General features: G+C 30.3%; 26 protein-coding genes, 1 tRNA gene and 1 pseudogene. 24 read left to right on the top strand and 4 right to left on the bottom strand.

From position 1 onward, the window contains the following. Window positions 1–3: 3 nt before the first annotated feature. The gene (locus tag RCG18_RS07110; protein ID WP_308040644.1) at window positions 4–1161 is read right to left on the bottom strand and encodes an aminotransferase class V-fold PLP-dependent enzyme; all 1158 of its coding nucleotides are present in this window, start codon (window positions 1159–1161) and stop codon (window positions 4–6) included. A gap of 329 nt (window positions 1162–1490) precedes the next feature. On the opposite strand from RCG18_RS07110, the gene RCG18_RS07105 reads away from it, so the two are divergent. From RCG18_RS07105 to RCG18_RS07055, 11 genes are all read left to right on the top strand, one after another. Further along, window positions 1491–1742: a DUF3343 domain-containing protein gene (locus RCG18_RS07105; protein ID WP_308040642.1), complete on the top strand. Its 252-nt coding sequence runs from the start codon at window positions 1491–1493 to the stop codon at window positions 1740–1742. Between the two features lie 73 nt (window positions 1743–1815). Further along, a complete protein-coding gene (locus RCG18_RS07100; protein ID WP_308040641.1) occupies window positions 1816–2706 on the top strand; it encodes a mechanosensitive ion channel family protein in 891 nt (296 codons plus the stop codon). Between the two features lie 4 nt (window positions 2707–2710). Beyond that, on the top strand, window positions 2711–2908 hold the full coding sequence (locus tag RCG18_RS07095; RefSeq protein ID WP_308040640.1) for a DUF951 domain-containing protein: 198 nt from the start codon (window positions 2711–2713) through the stop codon (window positions 2906–2908). 106 nt (window positions 2909–3014) lie between these two features. Continuing rightward, entirely contained in the window at window positions 3015–3302 is a 288-nt protein-coding gene (rpsF, locus tag RCG18_RS07090; RefSeq protein WP_308040638.1) for a 30S ribosomal protein S6, read from the top strand. 16 nt (window positions 3303–3318) lie between these two features. Further along, window positions 3319–3765, top strand: coding sequence for a single-stranded DNA-binding protein (locus RCG18_RS07085; RefSeq protein WP_211142337.1), 447 nt, complete (start codon window positions 3319–3321; stop codon window positions 3763–3765). A gap of 37 nt (window positions 3766–3802) precedes the next feature. Beyond that, a complete protein-coding gene (gene rpsR, locus RCG18_RS07080; RefSeq protein WP_308040637.1) occupies window positions 3803–4057 on the top strand; it encodes a 30S ribosomal protein S18 in 255 nt (84 codons plus the stop codon). A gap of 253 nt (window positions 4058–4310) precedes the next feature. Then, window positions 4311–4886: a response regulator gene (locus RCG18_RS07075; RefSeq protein WP_308040636.1), complete on the top strand. Its 576-nt coding sequence runs from the start codon at window positions 4311–4313 to the stop codon at window positions 4884–4886. A gap of 21 nt (window positions 4887–4907) precedes the next feature. Further along, a complete protein-coding gene (locus RCG18_RS07070; protein ID WP_308040635.1) occupies window positions 4908–5555 on the top strand; it encodes a TrkA family potassium uptake protein in 648 nt (215 codons plus the stop codon). Beyond that, window positions 5552–6211, top strand: coding sequence for an NAD-binding protein (locus tag RCG18_RS07065; RefSeq protein WP_308040633.1), 660 nt, complete (start codon window positions 5552–5554; stop codon window positions 6209–6211). The genes RCG18_RS07070 and RCG18_RS07065 overlap by 4 nt, the downstream gene beginning before the upstream one ends. A 114-nt stretch (window positions 6212–6325) precedes the next feature. After that, window positions 6326–7855 (top strand): TrkH family potassium uptake protein, encoded by a 1530-nt coding sequence (locus RCG18_RS07060; RefSeq protein WP_308040632.1) that lies wholly within the window; start codon window positions 6326–6328, stop codon window positions 7853–7855. Next, window positions 7834–8325, top strand: coding sequence for a hypothetical protein (locus RCG18_RS07055; RefSeq protein ID WP_308042136.1), 492 nt, complete (start codon window positions 7834–7836; stop codon window positions 8323–8325). The genes RCG18_RS07060 and RCG18_RS07055 overlap by 22 nt, the downstream gene beginning before the upstream one ends. A 34-nt stretch (window positions 8326–8359) precedes the next feature. Here the strand turns inward: RCG18_RS07055 and RCG18_RS07050 are convergent, their stop codons facing one another. After that, a complete protein-coding gene (locus RCG18_RS07050; protein WP_308040631.1) occupies window positions 8360–9268 on the bottom strand; it encodes an alpha/beta hydrolase in 909 nt (302 codons plus the stop codon). A 165-nt stretch (window positions 9269–9433) separates the two neighbouring features. On the opposite strand from RCG18_RS07050, the gene RCG18_RS07045 reads away from it, so the two are divergent. From RCG18_RS07045 to RCG18_RS07005, 9 genes and pseudogenes are all read left to right on the top strand, one after another. Further along, a complete protein-coding gene (locus RCG18_RS07045; RefSeq protein WP_308040630.1) occupies window positions 9434–9751 on the top strand; it encodes a MazG-like family protein in 318 nt (105 codons plus the stop codon). Between the two features lie 11 nt (window positions 9752–9762). After that, window positions 9763–10752 carry a YybS family protein gene (locus tag RCG18_RS07040; RefSeq protein ID WP_308040629.1) on the top strand — a complete coding sequence of 330 codons (990 nt, stop codon included), beginning with the start codon at window positions 9763–9765 and terminating at the stop codon, window positions 10750–10752. 14 nt (window positions 10753–10766) lie between these two features. Beyond that, window positions 10767–12752 (top strand): DHH family phosphoesterase, encoded by a 1986-nt coding sequence (locus RCG18_RS07035; RefSeq protein WP_308040628.1) that lies wholly within the window; start codon window positions 10767–10769, stop codon window positions 12750–12752. Further along, window positions 12752–13195 carry a 50S ribosomal protein L9 gene (gene rplI / locus RCG18_RS07030; RefSeq protein ID WP_308040627.1) on the top strand — a complete coding sequence of 148 codons (444 nt, stop codon included), beginning with the start codon at window positions 12752–12754 and terminating at the stop codon, window positions 13193–13195. The genes RCG18_RS07035 and rplI overlap by 1 nt, the downstream gene beginning before the upstream one ends. A gap of 12 nt (window positions 13196–13207) precedes the next feature. Then, window positions 13208–15102, top strand: a pseudogene (gene lonC / locus RCG18_RS07025) (Lon family ATP-dependent protease). Between the two features lie 25 nt (window positions 15103–15127). Next, window positions 15128–16465, top strand: coding sequence for a replicative DNA helicase (locus RCG18_RS07020; RefSeq protein WP_308040626.1), 1338 nt, complete (start codon window positions 15128–15130; stop codon window positions 16463–16465). 120 nt (window positions 16466–16585) lie between these two features. Continuing rightward, a tRNA-Thr gene (locus RCG18_RS07015) sits at window positions 16586–16661 on the top strand. Between the two features lie 286 nt (window positions 16662–16947). After that, window positions 16948–18588 carry a response regulator gene (locus RCG18_RS07010; protein WP_308040625.1) on the top strand — a complete coding sequence of 547 codons (1641 nt, stop codon included), beginning with the start codon at window positions 16948–16950 and terminating at the stop codon, window positions 18586–18588. Window positions 18589–18639: 51 nt separating this feature from the next. Continuing rightward, complete coding sequence (locus RCG18_RS07005; RefSeq protein ID WP_308040624.1) at window positions 18640–18849, top strand: DUF3006 domain-containing protein; 210 nt, start codon at window positions 18640–18642, stop codon at window positions 18847–18849. 45 nt (window positions 18850–18894) lie between these two features. Here RCG18_RS07005 and pgsA read toward each other — a convergent pair whose 3' ends face one another. Further along, a complete protein-coding gene (gene pgsA / locus RCG18_RS07000; protein WP_308040623.1) occupies window positions 18895–19437 on the bottom strand; it encodes a CDP-diacylglycerol--glycerol-3-phosphate 3-phosphatidyltransferase in 543 nt (180 codons plus the stop codon). Between the two features lie 530 nt (window positions 19438–19967). Between pgsA and RCG18_RS06995 the strand changes: the two genes are divergently transcribed. Together RCG18_RS06995 and RCG18_RS06990 are read left to right on the top strand one after the other, a co-directional pair. Next, window positions 19968–21254: an adenylosuccinate synthase gene (locus RCG18_RS06995; RefSeq protein WP_308040622.1), complete on the top strand. Its 1287-nt coding sequence runs from the start codon at window positions 19968–19970 to the stop codon at window positions 21252–21254. A gap of 123 nt (window positions 21255–21377) precedes the next feature. Beyond that, entirely contained in the window at window positions 21378–22124 is a 747-nt protein-coding gene (locus tag RCG18_RS06990; protein WP_308040621.1) for an acyl-ACP thioesterase domain-containing protein, read from the top strand. A 17-nt stretch (window positions 22125–22141) separates the two neighbouring features. Here RCG18_RS06990 and RCG18_RS06985 read toward each other — a convergent pair whose 3' ends face one another. Continuing rightward, window positions 22142–23374, bottom strand: coding sequence for an NAD(P)/FAD-dependent oxidoreductase (locus RCG18_RS06985; RefSeq protein ID WP_308040620.1), 1233 nt, complete (start codon window positions 23372–23374; stop codon window positions 22142–22144). A gap of 229 nt (window positions 23375–23603) precedes the next feature. Between RCG18_RS06985 and RCG18_RS06980 the strand changes: the two genes are divergently transcribed. Both RCG18_RS06980 and RCG18_RS06975 read left to right on the top strand, forming a co-directional pair. Further along, entirely contained in the window at window positions 23604–24188 is a 585-nt protein-coding gene (locus RCG18_RS06980) for a hypothetical protein (RefSeq protein ID WP_308040619.1), read from the top strand. A 128-nt stretch (window positions 24189–24316) separates the two neighbouring features. Further along, complete coding sequence (locus RCG18_RS06975) at window positions 24317–24688, top strand: CoA-binding protein (protein WP_308040618.1); 372 nt, start codon at window positions 24317–24319, stop codon at window positions 24686–24688. The last annotated feature ends 20 nt before the right edge of the window (window positions 24689–24708 follow it).

Below are 24708 nucleotides of genomic sequence, written 5' to 3'. Positions count from 1 at the left end.
GGTCTAATCACATCCTTTTATAATTGAATTTAAAGCATGTAAAGCATAATTTATATCTTTTTTATCATTGAAAGGTCCTAAGCTAAATCTTAAAGTTCCTTCTGGGAATGTACCCATAGTTTTATGAGCTAAAGGTGCACAGTGTAGACCTGTTCTAGACATTATTCCATATTCTCTATCTAAGATAAATCCTAGCTCAGCGTTATTAATTTTACTTGAATTAATAGATATAGTCGGAGTTCTTAATTTAGCATCTTTAAAACCATAAACTTTAATAGAAGGAATATTCAGGAGCTCATTGATAAAGTGTTGGGAAAGTTCCTGCTCTCTTTCTTGAATAGCTGTAATTCCTTCGTCCATTATATAGTTAATACCAGAAAGTAAACCTGCTATTCCAGGAGCATTTAGTGTTCCACTTTCAAACTTATCAGGAAGAAAATCAGGCTGAACAATGCTCTGTGAAAGACTTCCAGTTCCCCCTTCTATAAAAGGTAGAGCCTCTTTATTTAAAGCATCATCAATTAAAAATCCACCAATGCCCGGAGGCCCTAAAAGACTTTTATGGCCTGTAAATGTTAATGCGTTACATCCGATTTTATAAAAATCTACAGGTATTGCTCCAGCACTTTGTGCTGAGTCAATTACAAAATAAATATTCTTTTCTCTACAAATTTTTCCGATTTCTTCAAGCGGCTGGATACTTCCTATTACATTTGAAGCGTGAGTTATTGCTACCAGCTTAGTATTAGGTTTTATAGCATTTTTAAAGTCCTCAATGCTAATTACTCCCTCAGCTGAACACTCAATTATATCAAGGTCAATATTCTTAGTTTCTTTTAAAGTAGAAAGTGGTCTTAATACTGAATTATGTTCCATAGAAGAAGTTATAACATGCCAGCCATCTTTTATTACATTTTTTAATACTATGTTAAGTGATTGAGTTATATTTGCAGTAAAAATTACATTTTCCAATTTATCAAAATTAAAAAGTTTCATTAAGGCTTCTCTACAATTATATATAATTCTGTCGCCTTCTAATGCGTTAGCATAGCCACCTCTTCCAGGGTTTGCTCCAATATTTTTCATATAGTTAAGTACAGAAGTGTATACTTCTTCTGGTTTTGGGTAAGTTGTTGCTGAATTATCTAAGTAAACCTTCATAGTTAAATTCCTCCAAATTCATGAAATTTATATGTTAAATAATAGTTTACATAATACTTTGATAATATAGTTTTAAATTTTTTATAAATTAATGATTATTAATAATTATCTATGTATCAATTTTGATATAATAGAGTATAAGTTTGTGTAGAACAAATGTTATAAGTTACAATTATATAATTAGTTATTATTGATAATTTCTTTACTTTAATTTAATATTAAAAATATTACATATATAATTATAAACTAAACTATATTAATTGTATACAAATGTAAAGTAAATATTAGGAGGGAGGAACAGTTCTAACATAAGGAACTGGATTAAATTAATGGACAAATATTATGTTTTAACTTTTCAAAATACTCACGGAGCAATTAGCGCAGAAAGCGTTTTAAAGGGAAAGAATATTAAAATAGAAATTATGCCTACACCTACAAGTATAACTAAAAGTTGCGGAATAAGCATAAAATTTACTGAAGAATACATGGAGAAAGTTAAAGATTTAGTAAAAGATGAAAATATAAATATAAAGAATGCATATGTAAAGGAAGGCTCTGATTATAAAATATTTGAAATATAAAATGACTAGGAATTATAGGTTAATAGTTTTTAGGTATTCTTAAAAAGAACAATTATATATTTGGAGGGATGTAATGAAAGATTTATCTTCTTTCTTTAAGTTTAGTGTCGATTTAGATAGAGGCATAATACAAGTAGGAAACTTTAGTATACAGAAAGAAAGTATATATTATTTAGCTGCAAATATAATGAAAATTGCAATGGTATTAGTTGCTATGTATTTAATCGTTAAGATAGGAAATGGAATAATAAATAGATATATACATAAACAAAAAGATTTTAAATTTTCCTTAGATGATAGAAAAGCAAAAACTGTTGGTGCAATTTTGAAGAGTATACTTAGATATTCTGTATACTTTTTTGGTATTTTTAGTATAATTTCAATTATATCTCCGAAGATAGGAATTACAAGCCTTACATTTGCAGGAATAGGTGGAGTTGCTGTAGGATTTGGAGCGCAAAGCTTAATAAAAGATGTAATAAATGGATTTTTTATATTATTTGAGGATCAATTTACTGTAGGAGATTATATAAATATTGATGATAAAGGCGGAATAGTAGAAAGTCTAGAGTTAAGAGTAACTAAGATAAGAGACTTTAATGGCGATTTACATATAATTCCAAATGGCCTTATAACAAAAGTCACCAACCATTCAAGAGGCAATATAAGAATTATGGTAGATGTAGATATTGCCTATGATGAGGATGTTGATAAGGCTATTCAAGTAATATCAGAGTTATGCGAAAAGTTTAAGGAGAAGAACGAAGAATGCGTTACAGAAGGACCTTCTGTTTTAGGAATAGCTGCTTTTAAGGAAGGTGGCGTAAGTATTAGGGTAGCAGGAAAAACAAAGCCAATGAAACAGTGGGATACAGAAATGAAATTACGAAAAGAAATAAGGGAGGCTCTAAAAGGAGCAGGCATAAATATAAACTATCCTAAAGTAAAAATTGTAAAGGAGTGATAATATGGCTAAAGTTTTTTATCTTGGTGATATAGTTGAGATGAAAAAAGACCATCCATGTGGCAGTAAAGAATGGGAAATAACTAGACTTGGAGCTGACATAAAAATAAAATGCTGTGGGTGCGGAAGAATTGTTATGTTGCCAAGAAGCAAGTTTGAAAAAGATGTAAAGAAAGTAGTTAAACAAAATTCTTCAGAATAACAAAGTAAAAAATGTTGATTTCTATTTAAATAAATGATAAAATACTAAGATGTAATCCCTGCTGTGTAAACACAGCCGTTAGTCCAAGGGGAGGAGGTGGAATCTAATGAGAAAGTATGAAACTATATTCATATTACACCCATCATTAGACGAAGAAGCTGTTAAAGCTAACGTTGAAAAATTTAAGGGCGTAATAGAAAATGGTGGAGGAGTAGTAGATAACGTCGATGCGTGGGGTAAGAGAAAGCTTGCTTACGAAATAAATAAAATTGGCGAAGGTCACTACACTCTAATAAACTTCAGCGCTGATCCTGAATTACCAAAAGAGTTAGATAGAGTGTTCAGAATTACTGACAGTGTTATAAGACACATAATAGTTAATAATGAAAGATAATAGGTGGTGTTTTTAGTTGAATAAGGTTGTTTTAATTGGAAGATTAACCAAAGATCCTGAGCTGAAATTTACTCCAGGAACTGGTACAGCTGTTGCCACCTTTACTGTAGCTGTTGATAGAAAATTTTCTAAAGACGGTCAAAGAGAAGCTGATTTTATCCCTGTTGTTGTATGGGGAAAACAAGCTGAATCTACAGCTAATTATATGGCTAAGGGAAAACTTATCGGTATTTGTGGCAGAATTCAAACAAGAAGTTATGATGCCAAGGACGGTACCAAAAGGTACGTTACCGAGGTCATTGCAGAGGAAGTACAATTCCTTGAATGGGGAAGTGGAAATAAAAATGCAATGCCATCATTTAATGAAGGGCCTTCAGAAGGTTTTGGAAGATCACAATCCTTTGATGAAGGAGCTTATGGAGCAGATATTACTCCAGTAGATGATGGAGATATTCCATTCTAACTCACTCAATCTAACTATAAGGTAAGGAGGCAAGATTATGGCAAATAGAGAAGGCGCTAGAAGAAACTCAGCTAAGATGAGAAGAGCTAAGAGAAAAGTTTGTTCATTTTGTATGGATAAAGTTGAATTTATAGATTATAAAGATATAAATAAGTTAAGAAAGTATGTTACTGAAAAAGGAAAGATTCTTCCAAGAAGAATTTCCGGTACTTGCGCTAAGCATCAAAGATCACTTACGGATGCTATAAAGAGAGCAAGAAATATAGCGTTATTACCATTCACAACAGAATAGTTGTGAAAAGCGAAGAAGAAATTCTTCGCTTTTTTATTTATAAATTTTTATTTTTTCTGCTCTAAATGAATTTAGATGCAAATCTAGGCTTATCAGCCCTATTAAAGCCAATGGAAATAGTTTATCTCTTAAAGTCTCATACTATTTAGCTTTATCTTTAGGAATCAATGATAATGAAAATTGACAATAATATACATTGATTCTATACTTAGAATATTACAATGATAACTACGTACACTATGGAGGTATACTCGTGAAAAAAGTATTAGTTGTAGATGACACTAAAAATATAAGAATGTTATTAACAACTTGTCTTGAAATAGAAGGTTATGAAATAATTACAGCAACTAACGGATATGAGGCTTTGGAACTAATTCAAAATACCGATATAGATATAATATTTTTAGATATAAAAATGCCAGAGTTGAGTGGTACTGAGGTATTAAGAAAGATAAGAAGTATAGGAATTAATACTCCTGTAATCATTATGACTGCTTTTGCCACGGTTAAAAATGCTATAGATTGTACCAGACTAGGAGCGGTAGTTTATTTACAAAAACCCTTCACCACTGAAAAAATTAAAAGTACATTAAAGCAAGTAGAAAATCTAGATGAGAATAATATTGAGAATATTATTGTATCAGCCCAAAAATTAATATCGAATGGAGAATTAGATGGAGCTATAAGGCTTTTGCAGAAATCCATATCGATAAATCCACAGTGTGGAGAGGCTTACTATTTAATGGGCGATATTTATAGGATAAAAGGAGATAGTGAGAAATCAAGGCAATTTTTTGATGTAGCTAAAATCTTTAATTATAAACCATAAATTACGATGAGGTGCATTAATATGTATATTGTAATCATAGGTTGTGGAAGACTCGGTAGTACTCTTGCAAGAGAACTCGGCAAAGAGCATGATATAGTAGTTATTGATAGGGAAGAGTCAAATTTAAATAGATTAGGTATTGGATTTAATGGAAAAATAGTACAAGGTGTAGAATTCGACAATGATGTTTTAATTGAAGCTGGAGTTAATACAGCAGATGTAGTGTTGGCAGTAACTCCGGATGATAATATAAATATTATGGCTCTTCAAACAGCAAAAGAGCTATTTGGAGTAACTAACGTAATGTCTAGAGTTTCAAATTTAAATATGATTCCTACTTATAAATCATTAGGAATAGAAGTAGTGTCACCAACAAGGCTTGCTGTAGATGTTATAAAGACAAAGATATTTAATAAAGGCGAAATGGATATAGTGGCATTGGATAATGAAATGTCAATAATTCAACTTTTTATAAAGAAGAATAAACTAAGAGTTGATTATATAGAAAAAAAGTATGAATGTTCAATATGCTCTATTGTAAGATATGGAGAGGTACAGTTAGCTGAGGATGATGATGTAGTCTATAAAGGTGATAGCATTATATGCGCAATAGCAAATAAAAACAAGAATAAGATTATTGATGATTTGGCAAAGGAGATATCTATATGAAGGCTCTAATTATTGGGGGAGGAAAGGTTGGATACTACTTATTAAAAACTCTTCAAGAAAAGGGGTACAAGACCGTTGTAATTGAAAGGGATAAAAAATTGTGTTCGAAGATAGCTGAAGAGCCTAATGTAGAAGTAGTATGTGGTGATGGAACAGATATAGATGTTTTAAAGGATTCTGGGATAGAGGACAGTCAAGTTGTGGCTGCTGTTACTGGAAAGGATGAAGAAAACTTTGTTATATGTCAAATCGTGAAAATAAATTTTAAATCATCAGAAGTAATAGCTAGAATTAATAATCCTAAAAATAGAGCCGTTTTTAAAGCAATAGGAGTAAGAAAAACTGTATGCAGCACAGAAGTTATTGCTAATCTAATAGAAAGTGAGCTAGACGATAATAGAATAAAAGTTATACAAGCTCTTGAGAGAGGTAGAATGATATTACTGGAAACTGTAGTCGACAGAAGTGCTACATGGTGTAATAAAGACATAAGTTCTCTAAAGCTTCCAGAAGGTTGTATTATTGTTTCTATATTAAGAAATGATGCTGCGATTGCTCCAAAAGGGGATATTGTCATAAAAGATGGAGACAAGGTTTTTATAGTAACTAGTATGGATAAGAGAAACGCACTTGAAAAAAATCTAATTGGAGAGTGATTTAAGTGTTAAATATAAAAAAAGTATTAAATGGAATAGCAACCGAATTTGGATATGTTATGTTTCTAATGATATTAATTATGTTACTATATTTTGTTATTACGAGGTAGTAGTATGACAAGTATAAATAGGAATTATGGTGTTAGACTAATATCTTATTATACAGGGTATATAGTACTTGGAACCGCAGGGCTTATGATTTTACCAATTTTAACGTCTCTAGGATATAGGGAATGGAATACTTTAATAGATTTTATCATAAGCTTTAGTATTTCAGTTAACCTGGGTGTACTGCTTATAATTTGGGGTAGAAAATCATTAGACAAGGTTCGAGTTCAATGGAAACATGGATTAGTAATAGCATCAATTTCATGGATTATTCTTATGATTTTATGTGCTATACCATATGCATTAAGTGGAAACTTTCAATCATTTTTGGATGCTAACTTTGATGTTATGAGCGGTTTTACAACATCTGGACTTATACTTATCCAAGATTTAGATCATGTATCTATGGGAATTAATATGTGGAGACATATTATAACCTTTATTGGAGGACAAGGTATGGTAGTTCTTGCATTGTCTTTTTTGGTTAGGGATAATGCAGGTGGATATAAGATGTATGTTGGAGAAGGAAAAGACATAGAACTTGTGCCTAATGTTAAAGGAACAGCAAAGATTATATGGATTATAAGTATAGTATATTTATTAATAGGAACAACAGCTTTATGGTTAGATGGAATAATTGTAGGATTAAAGCCTATATCAGCATTTTTTCATGGTTTATTTATATATATGTCTTCATGGAGCACTGGAGGATTTGCGCCAATGTCTCAAAATATTATGTATTACCACAGCACTTCATATGAACTTATAACTGTGATATTTTTTATCATAGGTTCTTTTAATTTTGGGTTGCACTATTGTATCTGGCAGGGAAATAAAAAGGAGATTTTTAAGAATATAGAAACTCAGAGCTTTTTCATAACAGCGACAATTACAAGTTTTCTTGTGGCAATTTTTTTGACTAAATATCATGTTTATGATGGAGCTTTATCAATACTTAGAAGAGTAGTGTACAATGTCTTATCAGCTCATACAACAACAGGCTTTTCTAATGTCTATGCAAGGCAATTTGCACTTGAGTGGGGAGACTTTGGCATTTTTATAATGGTTATAGCTATGTTAATTGGAGGATCTGCATGTTCTACTGCAGGTGGTTTTAAGGGATTAAGAGTTGGAATAGTAGTTAAGGGTATAATATGTGATGTTAAAAGATTGCTAAGATCTGAAAGAAGAATAAGTGTATTTAAATTTCACCATTTAAAAGAGCGTATACTAGACGATACAATTATAAAAGGATCAGCATTAATTATAATTTGCTATATAATATTATTTGTGATAGGAGTAGCAATTGGTTCATATTATGGATACCCTGTCTCTCAGGCTGCATTTGAAGCAGCATCTGCCACAGGCAATGTTGGTCTTAGTATAGGAGTTACGGCTCCAAATATGCCTTCTGCTATGAAGGTTTATTATATTATAACTATGTATCTTGGAAGACTTGAATTTATGTCTGTATTTGCTTTAATTGGCTTTGTACTTGGAGGTATAAAAAAGAGATGTTTAAAGCTTGTAAAATAACACTTTTTTCTCTAATCTTATGTATAATGGTAATTTTCACATGTAACGCAGATAACTATGTAAAAATTAATGATTTAATAGAAAAAAGCAAAGAATTTAATGGAAAAGTTGTAACTATTAAAGCAGAGTCAATTGGAGAACCATTAATAAGAGGAAATTTTTCATGGATAAATGTAAATGATGGAACTAATGCTATAGGAATATATATGAAAAATGAAGATGTTCAAAAAATATATAAATATGGAAACTACAAAGAAAAAGGAGATATAATAGAAGTAACAGGAATTTACAAAAGAAATTGCGAACAGCATGGTGGAGATGTAGACATACACGCAGATAGTGTTAAAATTTTAGAAAGAGGTTATATTAAAGAGCAGCCTATAAATAAGGAAAGAAGAGATATAGCTTTTATACTTATGATTTCAACGATTTCATTAGTTAGTATATTTTATAGAAAATTAAAGATTTAAAACGCACTGTAGTTCAATCTACAGTGCGTTTTAGTTAACTTAAATTTATTTCATTAAGAAAATCTTCTACCACTTTATCATATTCACATTTATTCTTTATATAAGCTTCAGCGTGGCCAGCATTAGGTGCAATATATAATTTTTTAACTCCTGTTTTTTTATTATACATGTCTATGCTCATCTGAGGAAGTATATATTTATCAGCCTCACCGTGAATAAAAAATATAGGCGTGTTAATATCTTCTATGTTTTCAATAGGCGATACTTGATTATAAAATACACCTGATCTTAACTTACTTATAAAACTTGATATAGTTATTATTGGAAAATAAGGCAGGTGATAATCTTCTTTTAATCTAAACTTAAATAGTGAAACTAAGTCAGAGTAAGGGCAGTCTGCAATATAAAAACTTATTCTTGTATCAATAGCTGCATGCTGCAAAATAGTAGCAGCTCCCATGGATTCACCATGAATTCCTACGATACAATCACTACCGCATTTGTCAAAAATCCAATCTACACAAGCTTTTAAATCGAACTTTTCATAAAAACCATAAGTAGTATATTTTCCTCCACTTTTACCATGGTTTCTATGATCATATATAAAAATGTTAAAGTTTCTTTTAAAAAATATATCCATGTATTTTACTGATGTATAAAGTGTACATGTGATTCCATGACATAATATTATAGTTTTTTTAGAATTTTTCCCGGGAAAAAATAAACCATGGAGCTTGTATCCATAAGGGGAATCAATATAAACTTCTTGTTTTTCTAATTTTTCAAAAGAACTTTTTAATATCCTTCCACATTCCAATTCATAATCATAACTTCTGTCATAATTACATGTTTTAGGCTCTAAAACTATGTTTGAAAAGTAGAAACATATGGCAATAATTATAAATATAAATAAAATTATTGTTAATGTTAATTTTATAATCATCATACATCTCCTTATATAAAACTAGATTATGTAATTTTATATTAAATAGCACTTAGTTTACAATAAGATTATATGCTAAGTAAAGTTAAAAATAAATAATAGTTTGTTGCACAAACATACAAAAATAACTAAAATATAATTATAGATTTAGAGGGGATGGGTTTAATGAAAAAAGATGATTTCAATATAATGTACAATGTTAAAATGATTGAGGAATTAAAAGCAGAACTTTTATGCGTGATTAGTGATTTCTTTAGGCTGCTCACTAAGGGAAGTAATGTGGCGCAAGAAGCAATACTTGATTGTATTTCTGGGGCAATGATATTGTTATATTTATTGTCAGAAAGATTAGGGTATTCCCATGCAGCAGTAGATGAAAGCATGAAAAAAAAGTTAAAGCTTGGAATTATTGAGGAGGACAAAATAGAAAAGGAAGGAAAAGATTTAAGTAAATTGTATAATCATTTAAAAGAAAGAGAATAACGGAGGATAAAATGCACAATAGAATTTATAATACGAAAGCTGTAATAGAAGCAGGATTAATTACAGCCCTTATAGTAGTAATTATGCTAATAACAGTATACGTACCTATATTTTCAATGTTTGGTATGTTTGTTTTACCTATTCCTGTAACAGTGCTATATATTAGACATAATTATAAAGTTACATTAGGTGCAGTGGTGATAAGTGCAATACTTATTGCTATGTTATACAATCCAATATCAGCATTAACATCTTCTATACTATTTGGTATTACGGGGATAACTTTTGGATATTGTATAAGAAATGATAAAAAATTAAGCACCACAATACTATTATTGGCCTTAGCATCAGCTGCAGGTATTATTATAAACTTCAGTATTTATGTAAATTTGTTAGATAAAAGAGGAATGGCTGGGTTTATTAGTGATAATATAAGAATAATGAAAGAATCTCTTAATTTGTCTAAGGAACTATATGGTAAAATGGGAGTAAGCAGTGAACAGTTTGCAGCAATTGAAAAGTCCTTTGAACTTTTTACTCCAGATTTTATATTAAAACTTATACCAGCCATAGTTATTCTTATGTCATTTTTTTCTGCATATATAAATTATCTTTTGACTTCATCAATATTAAAAAGGTTAAGGTATAACATGAAACCAATGGTTCATTTTAGTCAAATATACATAAATACACGAATAGGAACTTTAGTGGGTGTAACTCTTTTGATAGGATTGTTGCTTGGTAGAAGTAAGGTACAAGGTGCAGAGTATGTTGTAAGCTCAGCGGAATATTTACTTCAATTCATATTTTTAATAGACGGAGTATCCGTAGCATCATACTACTTAAGAAATAGATTTAACATATCAAAGCCAATTACAGCTTTAATATTATTTTTTACCATTTTTTCACAAATTGCTGTAATTTATGTATATGCAGGCTTGGCAGATATGTTATTTGATTTTAGAAAGCTTGATCCTTACAGGAGGCCAAGAACAGAGTAGCTGGAGGTTACTAAATGGATAAAAAGTATAATTATTTTATAACAAGTAATAAAATGTATATGATAATAATTGCTATTCTTATTTTAGCTCTCATAGCTTATGGTCACATTTTTGTAGGTATAGTAGCTATAAGTTTGTATGGCTTGCTTGTGATTTATAATATTAAAAATACAAAGGTTAAAAAAGATGAATGGAAAAGATTTATAGAAGACTTTTCTTCTAAGCTAGATAATGCCACCAGAAATACTCTTGTAAGGCTTCCTTTCCCATTGGTTATCATTGGGAAGGAAGGGGAGATGTTATGGTATAATCAGAAGTTCTCTCCCATAATTCAAGATGAAGATATATTAGGAAAAAATATTAAAAGTATAGTGAGGGAATTTAACCTAAGGCAAGCTTTAGATGGAAAGGAAAATGTACTCAGATACATTAAAATAAAGGATAGATATTATGATATATATACTAATGTTGTAGATACGTCTGAAAATACAAAAGACAGAATATTACTTTTATATTTTTATGATGTTACAGATTTATTTCAAATTGTAGAGTCTGTGGATTCAGAAAAAGAAATAGTTATGCTCATAGAAGTTGACAACTTTGATGATGTAATAAAAACTATTGATGAAAATAAAAGACCATTAATAATTGCAGAAATAGAAAGAACAATAAATACTTATGCTCAAAGTTTAAATGCAATGATTAGGAAATATGATGGAAATAAGTATGTGCTATCAGTTCAAAATAAGTATATTGAAAAAGAGATGGAAAAAAAGTTCGATATATTAGATACTGTAAGAGAAATAAACATGGGAAACAAATTAGCTGTAACTCTAAGTATAGGGGTAGGCCGTGGTGGAGAAACTCCTATGATAAATGAAAACTATGCTGTGTCAGCTAAGGAATTAGCACTTGGTCGTGGTGGAGATCAGGCCATAGTAAAGAATGGTGAGAAGCTTTCATTTTATGGAGGAAAGACAAAAGAAGTAGAAAAAAGAACAAAAGTTAGAGCAAGAGTTATAGCACATGCATTAGTAGATTTAATAAATGAAAGCAATAAAGTATTCATAATGGGCCATATGACTCCTGATATAGACTGCTTAGGAGCAGCTATTGGAATTTACAAAGCAGTTACACTACTTGGGAAAAGTTGCTTTATAATATTAGACAATGAGAATAATAGCATAATACCAATATTAGATAAAATTAAGGAAGAAGAAGACTATGAAAACACATTTATAAGCAGCAAACAATGTATTGAGGAAGCAGATATAAATAGCCTTCTTATACTTGTTGATGTGCATAGCAAAGGGTATGTACAGAATATGAATGTGGTTGATTTTTTTGATAAATTAGTTATAATAGATCATCATAGAAAGTCTACTGATTTTATTGAAGGTGCCCTTTTAAGCTATATAGAACCATATGCATCATCTACATCAGAATTAGTTACTGAAATGCTTCAATATATGATTGAAAAACCAAAATTAAAGCCTATTGAAGCGGAGGCATTGCTAGCTGGAATCTGCGTTGACACAAAGAATTTTTATTTTAAAACTGGTGTAAGAACCTTTGAGGCTGCTTCTTTTCTAAGAAGATTAGGAGCAGATACGATAGATGTAAAAAGGTTTTTTGCTGATGACTTAGAAACTTATTTAAAAAGAGCTGAAATTATTAAGTCAGTGAAGGTATTTAACAACATCGCTATAGCAATATGTCCTAATGAAATAGAAGATACTGTATTAGCTGCACAGGCAGCGGATGAGCTGCTAAATATTACAGGTATTCAAGCATCTTTTGTTTTTGTTAAAATAAAAGATGAGATATTTATTAGTGGAAGATCACTTGGAGATATAAATGTGCAATTAATACTTGAATCCCTAGGTGGAGGAGGACATATGACTATGGCAGGAGCAAAATTTAAATCTATTGATATAAATGAAGCTTTTGAAAAGCTTAAAAATGCTATAGATAAATACATTAGGGAAGGTGAAGAGTAATGAAAGTTATATTAGTAAAGGATGTTAAATCACTAGGGAAGAAGGGAGACATAATAAATGCTTCAGATGGATATGCAAGAAACTATTTGTTTCCAAGAGGACTTGCACAAGAAGCTACAGATTCAAATCTTCATATCTTAAATAATAAGAAAGAAGCAGAGAGAAGACAAAAGCTCGCCGAAATAGAGGCTGCTCAAAAGTTAGCTGAAAGCCTTAAAGGTAAGGAAGTAAATCTTAGTGTAAAATCAGGTGAAAATGGAAGATTGTTTGGAGCAATAACAGGAAAAGATATAGCAGATGAAATAAATAAGAAATTTAACATTAATATAGATAAGAAAAAGGTTGTGGTAGATACTATAAAGCAGCTTGGAACTTATGATGTAGAAATAAAATTGTATCCTGAAATCTCCACAAAGGTTAAAGTGGTTATTGCAGAAAAATAAGGGGGAAAATTTGTGAAATCACAATTTATTGATGGGTTGGAACAGGAAGTGACTAATACTATACCAGTTGATACCCAGGTGAATGTTCTATATGATATTTTGAGTAAAGTAATAGACGAAGGTACTGTAAGAGCTAGAGTAGTAAAATATAAGTTGCAAAACTATATAAAAAGTAAAGATATATTTAAGAGAATTTATGCATTAAATAAAATAGTAAGTGATGGTAAAGGATTAAATTCTATACCAGATGAATCTAATATGTACGAGGCTCTTGAAGATACAAATGATTGGATTTCAGAAGCATTAGCAAAAAATTATGTAAAAAATAAAATAGAGAATGAAGTAGAAAAAAACCTCATGGAAAAACAAGATAAGTATATGGATGAGGTTAGATTGAGTATAATAAAAAAGCAAAAAGGTCCGGAAAATGCAAAAACTCTTAAAAAATATGCTCAGCTTGAAGTACTAGACTCTAAAAAATTAAGTAAAAGCATTCAAGGTATTCTAAGACCAGAAGCTTTTAGTGAAATTATTGGACAGGAAACAGCAATAAAAGCTATTTTATCAAAGATAGCATCTCCATATCCTCAACATATTATACTATATGGTCCTCCTGGGGTTGGAAAAACAACTGCAGCTAGACTTGCGCTAGAAGAAGTAAAAAAGCTAAAATATACTCCCTTTAAGAAAGATGCTAAATTTGTAGAGGTAGATGGCACTACGCTAAGATGGGATCCAAGAGAAATTACTAACCCTTTGCTTGGATCTGTACATGATCCAATCTACCAGGGAACTAAAAGAGATTTAGCTGAAACAGGAATTCCTGAACCAAAGCTTGGACTTGTTACTGAAGCTCATGGCGGCGTGCTTTTTATAGATGAGATCGGTGAATTAGACGAAATGCTTCAAAATAAGCTATTGAAGGTATTAGAAGATAAGAGAGTTGAGTTCTCATCATCATATTATGATCCAGAAGATGAAAACACACCTAAATATATAAAATATCTTTTGAAAATGGAGCACCGGCTGATTTCGTACTTATAGGAGCAACCACAAGAGAGCCTAGCGAAATAAATCCAGCTTTAAGGTCAAGATGTACAGAAGTATATTTTGAACCTTTAACATCAATAAATGTACAACAAATAGTAGAAAATGCTGCCGATAAGTTAAATATACAATTAGAAGAAGGTGTGTCTGAGCTTATAAGCAGATACACAATTGAAGGAAGAAAAGCAGTAAATATACTATCAGATGTTTATGGTTATGTACTTTACAACGATCAGGATACTAATTTAAAAGAGAAGGTAAAGATAACAGTTGAAGACCTAAAGGAAGTAATATCTATAAGTAGATTGGTTCCATTTGAAGAGGTAAAAGTGGAATCAAAATATGATGTCGGCCACATATATGGGTTAGGTGTAAGTGGATATGTAGGGTCTACCATAGAAATAGAAACAGCGGTTTTTGAAGCAAAGGAAAAAGGAAAAGGAATAGTAAGATTTAATGATACAGCTGGAAGTATGGCTAAAGATTCTGTGTTTAACGCAGCGTCAGTTATTAGAAAAATAACTGATAAGGATATAAGCGACTATGATATACATGTAAATGTAATAGGTGGAGGAAAAATTGATGGACCTTCAGCAGGAGCTGCTATTACAGCGTGTATTATTAGTGCACTTTTAAACAAGCCATTAAGACAGGATGTAGCTATAACAGGAGAGATATCCCTTAGAGGTAATATAAAGCCTGTTGGAGGAATTTTTGAAAAAATTTATGGAGCAAGAAGAAAAGGAATAAAACTCGTAATTGTTCCAGAAGATAATTCCAAAGAAGTTCCTCAAGGACTCGAAGATATAGAAGTTAAAGTAGTAAATAATATTGAACAACTTATTGAATTAGTATTTTAAATTAAATTCTAAGGAGTGATGACACATGGATGCACCTCTTAGAAGTATGCCTCATAGTATTGAGGCTGAACAAAGCGTAATAGGTTCTATGATTATTGATAAAACTTCCATAGCAGAAGCTATGGAAGTTTTAAAAGCTGAAGATTTTTATAAGGATTCACATAAGGCCATATTTAATGCTATTTTGGACCTTTATCAAAAAGATATAGCTGTAGATATAATAACTCTTACAGAGCATTTAAAGTCTACAGATAGGTTAGAGGCAGCAGGTGGAATAACTTATATAAGTGAATTAAGTGGTTCTGTAATTTCCACGGCTAATGTGCAGTCATACATAAAGATTGTAAGTGACAAATCTATTTTAAGAAAACTAATTAGATCTTCTACAAAAATTATAGAAGAGAGTTATAATAATCAAGATGATGTATTAAAAGCTATGGATTTAGCTGAAAAGGAGATTTTTAACTTATCTAATAGTAAAAGTACATCTGATTTTGAACCTATGAGTGTAGTCTTGGAAAGAGGATTTTTAGAAATTGAAAGGCTTTTTAACAATAAAGGAGAAACAACAGGCGTTGCATCTGGATTCAGAGAACTTGATATGAAAACATCTGGCTTTCAAAAAGGTGATATGGTGCTAATAGCTGCAAGACCTTCTATGGGAAAAACCACCTTTGCATTAAACTTAGCAGAGCATGCAGCACTTAGGGCAGGAAAAAGTGTAGCTATATTTTCCCTGGAAATGTCTAAGGAACAATTGGCATATAAGCTTTTATGTTCACAAGCTCATGTAGATATGCTAAAGCTTAGAACCGGTAACTTAGATGATAAGGATTGGGAGAACATCGCTAAGGCATCAGGTCCTCTTGCTAGCGCTAAAATATTTATTGATGATACAGCTGGTATGTCAGTAATGGAAATGAGGTCAAAGTGTAGAAGGTTGAAAATAGAGCAAGGAATAGATCTAGTGCTTATAGACTACCTTCAGCTTATGTCAGGTAGTAAGGGTGGTTCTGAGAGTAGACAGCAGGAAGTTTCAGAAATATCAAGATCAATTAAGGCACTAGCAAAGGAAATGCAGTGTCCAGTTATTGCACTATCTCAGTTATCTCGTGCACCTGAACAAAGAACAGACCATAGACCTATGCTATCCGATTTGAGAGAGTCCGGTTCTATTGAGCAGGATGCTGACTTAGTTATGTTCCTATATAGAGACGAATACTATGATAAGGAAACTGAAGATAAAAATATAGGAGAGTGTATAATAGCAAAGCAAAGAAATGGTCCGACAGGTACTGTAAAATTGGCTTGGTTAGGACAATTTAGTAAGTTTGGAAATTTGGATGTTATACATCAAGAATAAGGAAAAGGCTTTTACTATAAATAAGGTAAAAGCCTTTTCCTTATTTATTATAATGAATGATAGAATTTACATGAAAACTTTACTTTTATGTAAAATTAAGTTAAACTAATTATAGTATATGCTCCTATAGCTCAGCTGGTAGAGCAGCTGATTCGTAATCAGCAGGTCACAGGTTCAAACCCTGCTAGGAGCACCATATTAATTTCTAACAAAAATGTGTTGAATTTTTTTTTCTCTGTATTTATAATTAAAACCAAAAGGCTAAATTTTATTAAGTGTAATTTTTAGAGGTTTAGAGCAAATATAGAATACAGAATATTTTAAATTTATCTCTAAAAGATTTATTTTATATTTTGATGTATTGAAATATGAAAAATTGCTGTTAATATTAGATTTTAAGTGATGGAAATATGGTATTTATTAAAATTTAGTGTTATCGTTTTAACAATGTGCATTTTGTGAAATTTTGGGGGGTATTGTAGTTGTTAAGTAAATACGAAGGCCAAAAAGATACTAAAACTGACATAGATTTTAATAAAGGAGGATATTTGAGTATATTTCAGATACTGCCTTTTGAAGCCATTTTATTAGATAAAAATAATAAAATTATTAAGTTAAACCTTAAAGCGCATGACACATTTTGTAATATAGAATTTGAAAATGAGCTAGGTGAAGTAATATGCCAGATTGAAGATAAGCTAGCGAAGGTTAATATTGAAAATATGGAACTTTCAATGGAAAGAGAAATTCTGACTAATAAGGGAGCAAAGTATTTTAATATTAAAATAACCTCTATAGCTGATTCAAAAAATGAATTCGAAGATAAAATAGTAGTATTAAATGACATTACCGATTACAAAATGGCAGTGCAGGAGCTAAAAAAAGAAAAAGAAGATGCAGAAACAGGTAGTAGGATTAAAAATGAATTTTTAGCTAATATAAGCCATGAAATAAGAACCTCTGTTAACGGTATTATAGGTATGACAGATTTAACTTTGATGACTAATCTAAACTCCGAACAAAAAGAAAACTTAAATTTAGTAAAGTCAAGTGCGTTAAGTTTATTGGATATGACTAATAGTATTTTGGACTTTTCTAAAATTCAATCTGGAAACATAAAATTAGATAGTGTTGAATTTAATTTTAAAGAACTCATAGACGAGATTGTAAGGTTAACTGCTATTAAGGCCCTTGAAAGCAAATTGGAATTTAAAGCAAAAATAGATGAATCAATACCAGATACATTAATTGGAGACCCTGTAAGAATAAAACAAATTTTAGATAATTTAATAGGTAACTCTATAAAATTCACTAAGTATGGAACTATTTCTCTTATAATCGAAAAAGTTGAGTCTGCTGATAAAAAAGTTAATTTAAAATTTTTAGTGAGAGACACAGGCATAGGTATAGATAGAAAAGATATACCTAAATTATTTACAGGCTTTAGTCAGATTGATAATAAAGAATATATCAGAAAGAATTTTGGTCCAGGTCTGGGACTTAGCATTTGTAAAGGGCTTGTAGAAATGATGGATGGTAAAATAGAAGTAAAAAGTAGAAAAGATGTAGGATCTGTATTTTCATTTAACATATCTTTAGAAAAAGGTAGAAAATATAGTGGTACAAATGCAAGTGATAAAAAAATAAAGGTTCAAACCAATAATTTAGTTGGTAGAAGGTTGAATATTCTTATTGTTGAGGATGATAAAGCGAGCCAAATGGTAATATTCAATTTATTCAAGAAAAATGGACACACATGTGATATCGCCAATAATGGTGAAGAAGCTTTAAAATTTGTTGAAAATAAGAAATATGATTTAATACTTATGGATATACAAATGCCTATATTAGATGGAGTTCAAACCACAAAGATAATTAGGAAATCTGAAGAAAACAATGATAGGCGCATACCTATTATAGCTCTAACAGCATACGCTTTAAAAGAAGATAAAGAGAAGTTTTTGAGTGCAGGTATGGACAACTATATTTCTAAGCCTTTTAATATGGATGAACTTTTAAAAATGGTTTATAGTACAGTGAAAATAGATACTGGAAATACCTCTTATTTTATGAATAAACAAAATAGTATGGATGGAGATTCACTGTTTTTATATCTTTTATAATTATAATATTATATAGCTGCTTTTTACATTTATAAAAAGGAAGGTGCTGTCGTGTTTGGTGTACTTGATAGATTCGAAGGTAGTTTTGCAATAGTAGAACTATATGATAGCAAGGTAATAAACATTGAAGTAAACAAAATACCAAAAGAAGCTAGAGAAGGCGATGTTCTTAGTATAGGAGAACAAATAACAATAGATTATGAGGAAACTAAAAAAAGAAAAAATGCAATAGAGAAATTATCTGAAGATATGTGGAAGTAAGTGACAAGGGCTAGAGAGAAACTGAGAAGGTTTCGTTCTAGCCTTTTATTTTTGTACATTCTTATCATTATGACCTAATAATTGTTTATTTTTATAATACAAAATAAAGTAATTAACAAAAGCTATTAATGCACTTATAACAGACAAATATATAAGATAAGTACCTAGTTTTATATTAATAGTTAAGGTAAATATAGATAAGTAAAATAATATAGTTGTAAGCTTTCCGAACTTGTTAGATGGAATTACGGTATTTTTATTATATAATATTATGCCAAAGAATATCATAGAAACTTCTTTTATAGAAATTATTATAAGAATCCACAAAGATACATAATTTTTTATTACTAGGCAGCTTAAAACAGTCAATATCATAAGCTTATCGGCTAATGGATCTAATACTATACCTAGTTTAGTTATTAGAGAGTATTTTCGTGCTAAATAGCCATCTAATATATCTGTCAATCCAGCAGCTAGAAACACAAATATAGAATAAAATAGGTTATTAGGTACATTTGAAAAGAATAATAAAATAAAAACAGGAATTAAAAGTAATCTAAAGAGAGTGAGAATATTTGGTAAGTTCATAATATCACTCCAAAATAAAAGTAATTATATTTTTGTTTTAGTGTATGCTATGAATAATAAAGAGTTTCTTGTATTAAATATCAGATAAATATATTTTAATTCTTTTAACTGAAAAATGAAAGATATTTATAAGATTATGAATATAGAAAAGCTAAATTAAAAATATTTACGAATTTTAATTTAAATTTATTAATTAATATTCGTATTTATATTGACTGAGCTATTCACTTTTGATAGGATTAAATAGGAGGCATGTGTCTATGTAAAGAATTATAATATAATCGATAAAGGATTAGTGATAATTTTTACAGACTTATAAACTGCATTTACTAATGTTAAGTTGGCATATTAGTAGTATATAAGGGAAGAAATATATAATAAAAAAGTGTCAATAAAGATATATAAACTACGGTATAGATATATTTCAAATATTATGTTACCGAAGTTGGTATGACCAGAGATATAGTAAGCTAATAAATATTTGTCAATGCTTAAGTGTAGCTAACTTAATAAAAGAGGAGGAAATTTTTATGTCAGCATTTATTGTTTTAGGAGCTCAATGGGGAGATGAAGGAAAAGGGAAAATGACAGATTATCTTGCAGAAAGTGCAGATGTCGTAGTTAGATTTCAAGGTGGAAACAATGCAGGACATACCGTTGAGGTTGGAGATAAACAATATAAACTTCATTTAATACCTTCAGGAATACTTTATGATACTAAATTAAATGTAATAGGTAATGGAGTAGTTGTAGATCCAAAAGCTTTATTTGAAGAAATGGATTATTTAAAGGGTGTTGGAGTAGATGTAACTCCAGAAAAACTAATGATAAGTGATAGAGCACAACTTATAATGCCATATCATAAGATACTTGATGGTATAAAAGAAAAGGCTAGAGGAAAAAAAGATATAGGAACAACAGGAAAAGGAATAGGGCCATGTTATACTGATAAGATGGAAAGAAGCGGTATAAGAGTTTGCGATTTAATGCACAAGGAAGTTTTTGAAGAAAAACTAAAGGATAATGTAGATGCTAAAAATGATATTATAACAAAAATTTACGGAGGAGACAGTTTAGACTTTAGTGCTATATATAATGAGTACTTGGAATATGCTGAGAGAATGAGACCTTTTGTAAAAGATATATCAGTTGAAGTATTTAACAACATAAAAGCAGGTAAAAAAGTATTATTTGAGGGTGCACAAGGTACATTGCTTGATATAGATTACGGTACATATCCATATGTAACATCATCTAACACTATAGCTGGTGGTGTATGTACTGGAGCAGGAGTTGGGCCTACAGCAATAACTAGTGCAGTAGGAATAGCTAAGGCATATACAACAAGAGTTGGTAAAGGACCTTTCCCAACAGAACTATTTGATGAAACTGGCGATTGGATAAGAGAAAAAGGACATGAATATGGTGTAACTACAGGAAGAGCAAGAAGATGTGGATGGCTAGATTTAGTTATACTTAAGACTACTGCGAGAATTTCTGGGCTTACAAGCTTTGCTGTAACTAAGATAGATACTCTAGCAGGAATGGAAAAGGTAAAAGTATGTACAGGTTACAAGTTTGATGGAAAAGTTATTGATTACGTTCCAGCAAGCCTTGAAGATTTAGCTAAATGTGAACCAATATATGAAGAGTTTGATGGATGGGATGAAAGTATAGAAAATGCTAGAAGCTATGATGATCTTCCAGAAAACGCTAAGATATATCTAAAGAAAATAGAAGAATTTACTGATACAAAAATATCTATAGTATCAGTAGGACCAAGAAGAGATCAAACTATTGAAGTGACAGATATATAACTTAAAAAAATTCAGGTGTATAATAGAATTATACCCTGAATTTTTTATTTTCATGAAAATTTATGGAAAAGTTTAGAAATATATTATAAAATAAATTTACGATATATAGAGAGGTGTAGTTCTATGTGTGAGATAATGACAGAAAGAGAATATGAAGTTCAATATTACGAAATAGACTATAAAAAAAGATTACTTATAACAAATTTAATGAATTATCTTCAGGATATTGCTATAAGGCAATCTGAAGAAATAGGTGTTGGAATAGACTACCTAACACAACATGGTATAGCATGGGTTCTTCATAAATGGCATATAGATATGTATAGATATCCTGTGTATGGGGAAAAGGTTAAAATAATAACTAAACCTTATTCTTTCAAAAAGTTTTATGCATATAGAGTCTTTGAGATAGTAGATTTAAATGGAAACACTATAGGCAAAGCAAAATCTGTATGGTTTCTAATTGATATTGAAAAAAGAAGAGCTATAAGAGTGACAGAAAAAATGTATAATGCCTATAGGATTCCTAAGGATAAAAACGACATTCTTGATATAGAAAAAATAAGTGAGCCATTAGAAATACATAGCGAAAAAGTCTTTCAAGTAAGGTATAGTGACATAGATACAAATAGGCATGTTAACAACGTGAAATATGTAGAATGGGCTATAGAGGCTGTACCATTAGATATAGTAAACAACTATGTAATTACAAGCATAAATACAGTCTATGAAAAAGAAACTACATATGGAGATACAGTAAAAGTTTTTGTAGAAGTAAAGACAAATGAAAATAATATAACATGTCTCCATAAGGTTGTCGATGGAGAAGGTAAAGAGTTATGTTTAGTTCAAACCCAATGGAGAAAATAAGAAAAATGCTGCTGAATTTACTTTTCAGCAGCATTTTTCCCAGCTATAAATCCGGAACTCCATGCCCATTGTAAATTGAAACCGCCGCAATCCCCATCAACATCCAGCAATTCACCTGCAAGATATAAATTTTTAATTATTTTTGATTCAAGAGTTTGAGGATTTATATTATCTGTATCTATGCCACCAGCAGTTACTTGAGAGTTCTTAAATGAGTTAGTATCGCATACTGAAAAAGTCCATTCTTTAAGTAAACTTAATAAATGCTGCTTTTCCTTCCAATCTAATTCGTAGCAGAGTTTATGTATATTATCTATTGAAGCCTCTTTTAAAAGTATAGGAATAACTTTTTTATTTATGATTCCAACAAAGGAGTTATAGACACTTCTATAACTAAAGGTTCCCCAGTGATTCTCTAAAAACTCTATTAGATTTTCTTTATCTAAATCAGGCATCATATCTATAGTCAAACTCACAGGCTTGCCTTCAGATAAGGCAGCGGAAGCAGTACGACTCAGTTGAAGTATAGGGGGACCAGATATTCCGTAGTCTGTAAATAATATTTCTCCAAACTCTCGTCTTTTAGAAATACCATCCACAAATATTTCAGTAAAGCCGTTGAATTTTACCCCAGATAAGGCTTTAAGATTTTTATAGTTTAATTTAAGCTGTACTAGGGCTGGTATTGGGGTTATTAAATTGTGGTTTAATGATTTAGCTATCTTAAAGCCTGATCCATCAGAGCCCGTATTAGGAGCTGATTTGCCACCACAGCACAATATAAGTTTTTTACACTCATATACATCATTAGATTCAGTAAACAGCTTAAAAGACTTAGAGTTTTTCTCTATGCTGTTAACTTTAGAATTTAGGTATATAGGAATATTACGGTCTTCTATAGCTAATCTAAATATATCAAGCACTGAAGATGCTTGAAGTGATAACGGATACATTTTTCCATCTTCTAAAGTAACTAAAGGAAGACCTAAAGAATAGAAAAAATTAGTGGTATCATCTAATGTAAAATTATCTAAAGCAAACTTAAAAAATTCAGAATTCTTACTATGGTACCTTGAATAAGAAATATTTCTATTTGTTATATTACACCTGCCATTTCCAGTTGAAAGAATTTTATTTCCTATTCTGCTAGTTCCCTCTAGTATTGCAACATCCTTTCCAGAATCTTTAGCGGTTATTGCAGCTATGATGCCAGCAGCACCGCCTCCTACTATTATTATTTCATGAAACAAAGACAACAACTCCTTGTATTTGAATTATTCTATATTATTTTATCGTAAAAACATAGTTTTTGTAATAGAATTTTTATAGGTATAACCCACTATGTAGAAACCAGGGCTTAAATTACATTTGTAATGAACAAAGTATAGTTGTTATAATTATAGTACAGTAATCCTAAAAATAATCACATGTTAGACCTGCTCGCACTTGAAAATATATTTAGTGAGGAGGAATTTTTTTATGAAAGCTAAAATATTAAATAAATCTATAGATAGTACTAAGGGAGAGCTGAAAGTTCTAAGTATAAACTATGATTTCGTTGTAGTTCAAATAAATGATGATAAAAAAGTCCTTAGAAGAGATGAAGTGGAACTTATATTCGAGAATAATTCTGAAAAGATTTTAGGGCAGTATGAAGATATACTAAAAATAAAGCTAAATAAAGGTATGACATTTGCTTTCTATCCAACATTTATAAACTTTATAGAAGACATCATTGGAAAGAAAATTGAGCAAATAGATGTATTAGAAGATGAATTTAAGCTTATTAAAAAGGGAATTTGGGAAAAGAATTTACTTATAGTTATAAATAACCTGAGAACATTTAAAATTAGTGCAATAGGTCAAAAATATGGAGACAGCTTTAGCTTTACTATAAAGGAAATTAATTTAAGTTATTTCCTAAAAGAATGTGAATTAAAGGTTAAAACTCTAGAAGATGAGATTAAAGAAAGGCAAATTTTAAAAAATAAATATGAAGAAACGTTAAAAAATGTCATTAATAATAGCATGATTAATAATGATTCTATCTTACTAAATATTTAGTAAGATAGTTTTTTATATTTAATCATATTTTGTATATAATATTTATAATAGGGTTAGGCATCTTTGAATTGTTATTTTATTTCAGATGCCTTAATTAAAATTTACTATTGAAAGGGGAAAAGTATTATATGGAAGCTTCAGAATTATTAAATTATAAAAATTGGGTAGTTATTGGTGATGTGCTAAATGAAAGTAAATATGCATTCAGAATACTAAACAGCCTAAGAGATTCTAACTTTAATGTAGAGGGGGTAAATCCTAGAGATACTACTGGTAAGGTGCATAAGACACTAGAAGAGGTGAAGTATAAAATAGATGTTTTAGATTTATGCATAAATCCTATACAGGGATTAAAAATAATTGAGAGTGCTGCTAATCTTAATATAGATAAAGTTTTAATACAACCTGGAGCAGAAAGTGAAGAAATATTGAGTTTATGCAGAAATAAGGGTATTATAGCTATAGAAGGGTGTGCACTTGTAGAACTTTCTAGGTTATAAGTTTTTAAGGGGGAGTCTAT

This window comes from Clostridium sp. OS1-26 (genome assembly GCF_030915445.1).
GTDB lineage: Bacteria > Bacillota > Clostridia > Clostridiales > Clostridiaceae > Clostridium_AM.
The sequence above is the reverse complement of the archived record's forward strand: the minus strand, read 5'-3'. Positions and strand labels throughout refer to the sequence as shown.

Bases quoted from the DNA above. Each gene is read 5' to 3' on its own strand.
- pgsA (WP_308040623.1), bottom strand. From the start codon at position 19,437: ATGAACTTACCAAATATTCTCACTCTCTTTAGATTACTTTTAATTCCT.
- RCG18_RS07045 (WP_308040630.1), top strand. From the start codon at position 9,434: ATGAAAAAAGATGATTTCAATATAATGTACAATGTTAAAATGATTGAG.
- rpsF (WP_308040638.1), top strand. From the start codon at position 3,015: ATGAGAAAGTATGAAACTATATTCATATTACACCCATCATTAGACGAA.
- rplI (WP_308040627.1), top strand. From the start codon at position 12,752: ATGAAAGTTATATTAGTAAAGGATGTTAAATCACTAGGGAAGAAGGGA.
- RCG18_RS07110 (WP_308040644.1), bottom strand. From the start codon at position 1,161: ATGAAGGTTTACTTAGATAATTCAGCAACAACTTACCCAAAACCAGAA.
- RCG18_RS07095 (WP_308040640.1), top strand. From the start codon at position 2,711: ATGGCTAAAGTTTTTTATCTTGGTGATATAGTTGAGATGAAAAAAGAC.
- RCG18_RS06990 (WP_308040621.1), top strand. From the start codon at position 21,378: ATGTGTGAGATAATGACAGAAAGAGAATATGAAGTTCAATATTACGAA.
- RCG18_RS06975 (WP_308040618.1), top strand. From the start codon at position 24,317: ATGGAAGCTTCAGAATTATTAAATTATAAAAATTGGGTAGTTATTGGT.
- RCG18_RS07050 (WP_308040631.1), bottom strand. From the start codon at position 9,268: ATGATTATAAAATTAACATTAACAATAATTTTATTTATATTTATAATT.
- RCG18_RS07035 (WP_308040628.1), top strand. From the start codon at position 10,767: ATGGATAAAAAGTATAATTATTTTATAACAAGTAATAAAATGTATATG.
- RCG18_RS06995 (WP_308040622.1), top strand. From the start codon at position 19,968: ATGTCAGCATTTATTGTTTTAGGAGCTCAATGGGGAGATGAAGGAAAA.
- RCG18_RS07105 (WP_308040642.1), top strand. From the start codon at position 1,491: ATGGACAAATATTATGTTTTAACTTTTCAAAATACTCACGGAGCAATT.
- RCG18_RS07055 (WP_308042136.1), top strand. From the start codon at position 7,834: ATGTTTAAAGCTTGTAAAATAACACTTTTTTCTCTAATCTTATGTATA.
- RCG18_RS07100 (WP_308040641.1), top strand. From the start codon at position 1,816: ATGAAAGATTTATCTTCTTTCTTTAAGTTTAGTGTCGATTTAGATAGA.
- RCG18_RS06980 (WP_308040619.1), top strand. From the start codon at position 23,604: ATGAAAGCTAAAATATTAAATAAATCTATAGATAGTACTAAGGGAGAG.
- RCG18_RS07060 (WP_308040632.1), top strand. From the start codon at position 6,326: ATGACAAGTATAAATAGGAATTATGGTGTTAGACTAATATCTTATTAT.
- rpsR (WP_308040637.1), top strand. From the start codon at position 3,803: ATGGCAAATAGAGAAGGCGCTAGAAGAAACTCAGCTAAGATGAGAAGA.
- RCG18_RS07040 (WP_308040629.1), top strand. From the start codon at position 9,763: ATGCACAATAGAATTTATAATACGAAAGCTGTAATAGAAGCAGGATTA.
- RCG18_RS07020 (WP_308040626.1), top strand. From the start codon at position 15,128: ATGGATGCACCTCTTAGAAGTATGCCTCATAGTATTGAGGCTGAACAA.
- RCG18_RS07065 (WP_308040633.1), top strand. From the start codon at position 5,552: ATGAAGGCTCTAATTATTGGGGGAGGAAAGGTTGGATACTACTTATTA.
- RCG18_RS07070 (WP_308040635.1), top strand. From the start codon at position 4,908: ATGTATATTGTAATCATAGGTTGTGGAAGACTCGGTAGTACTCTTGCA.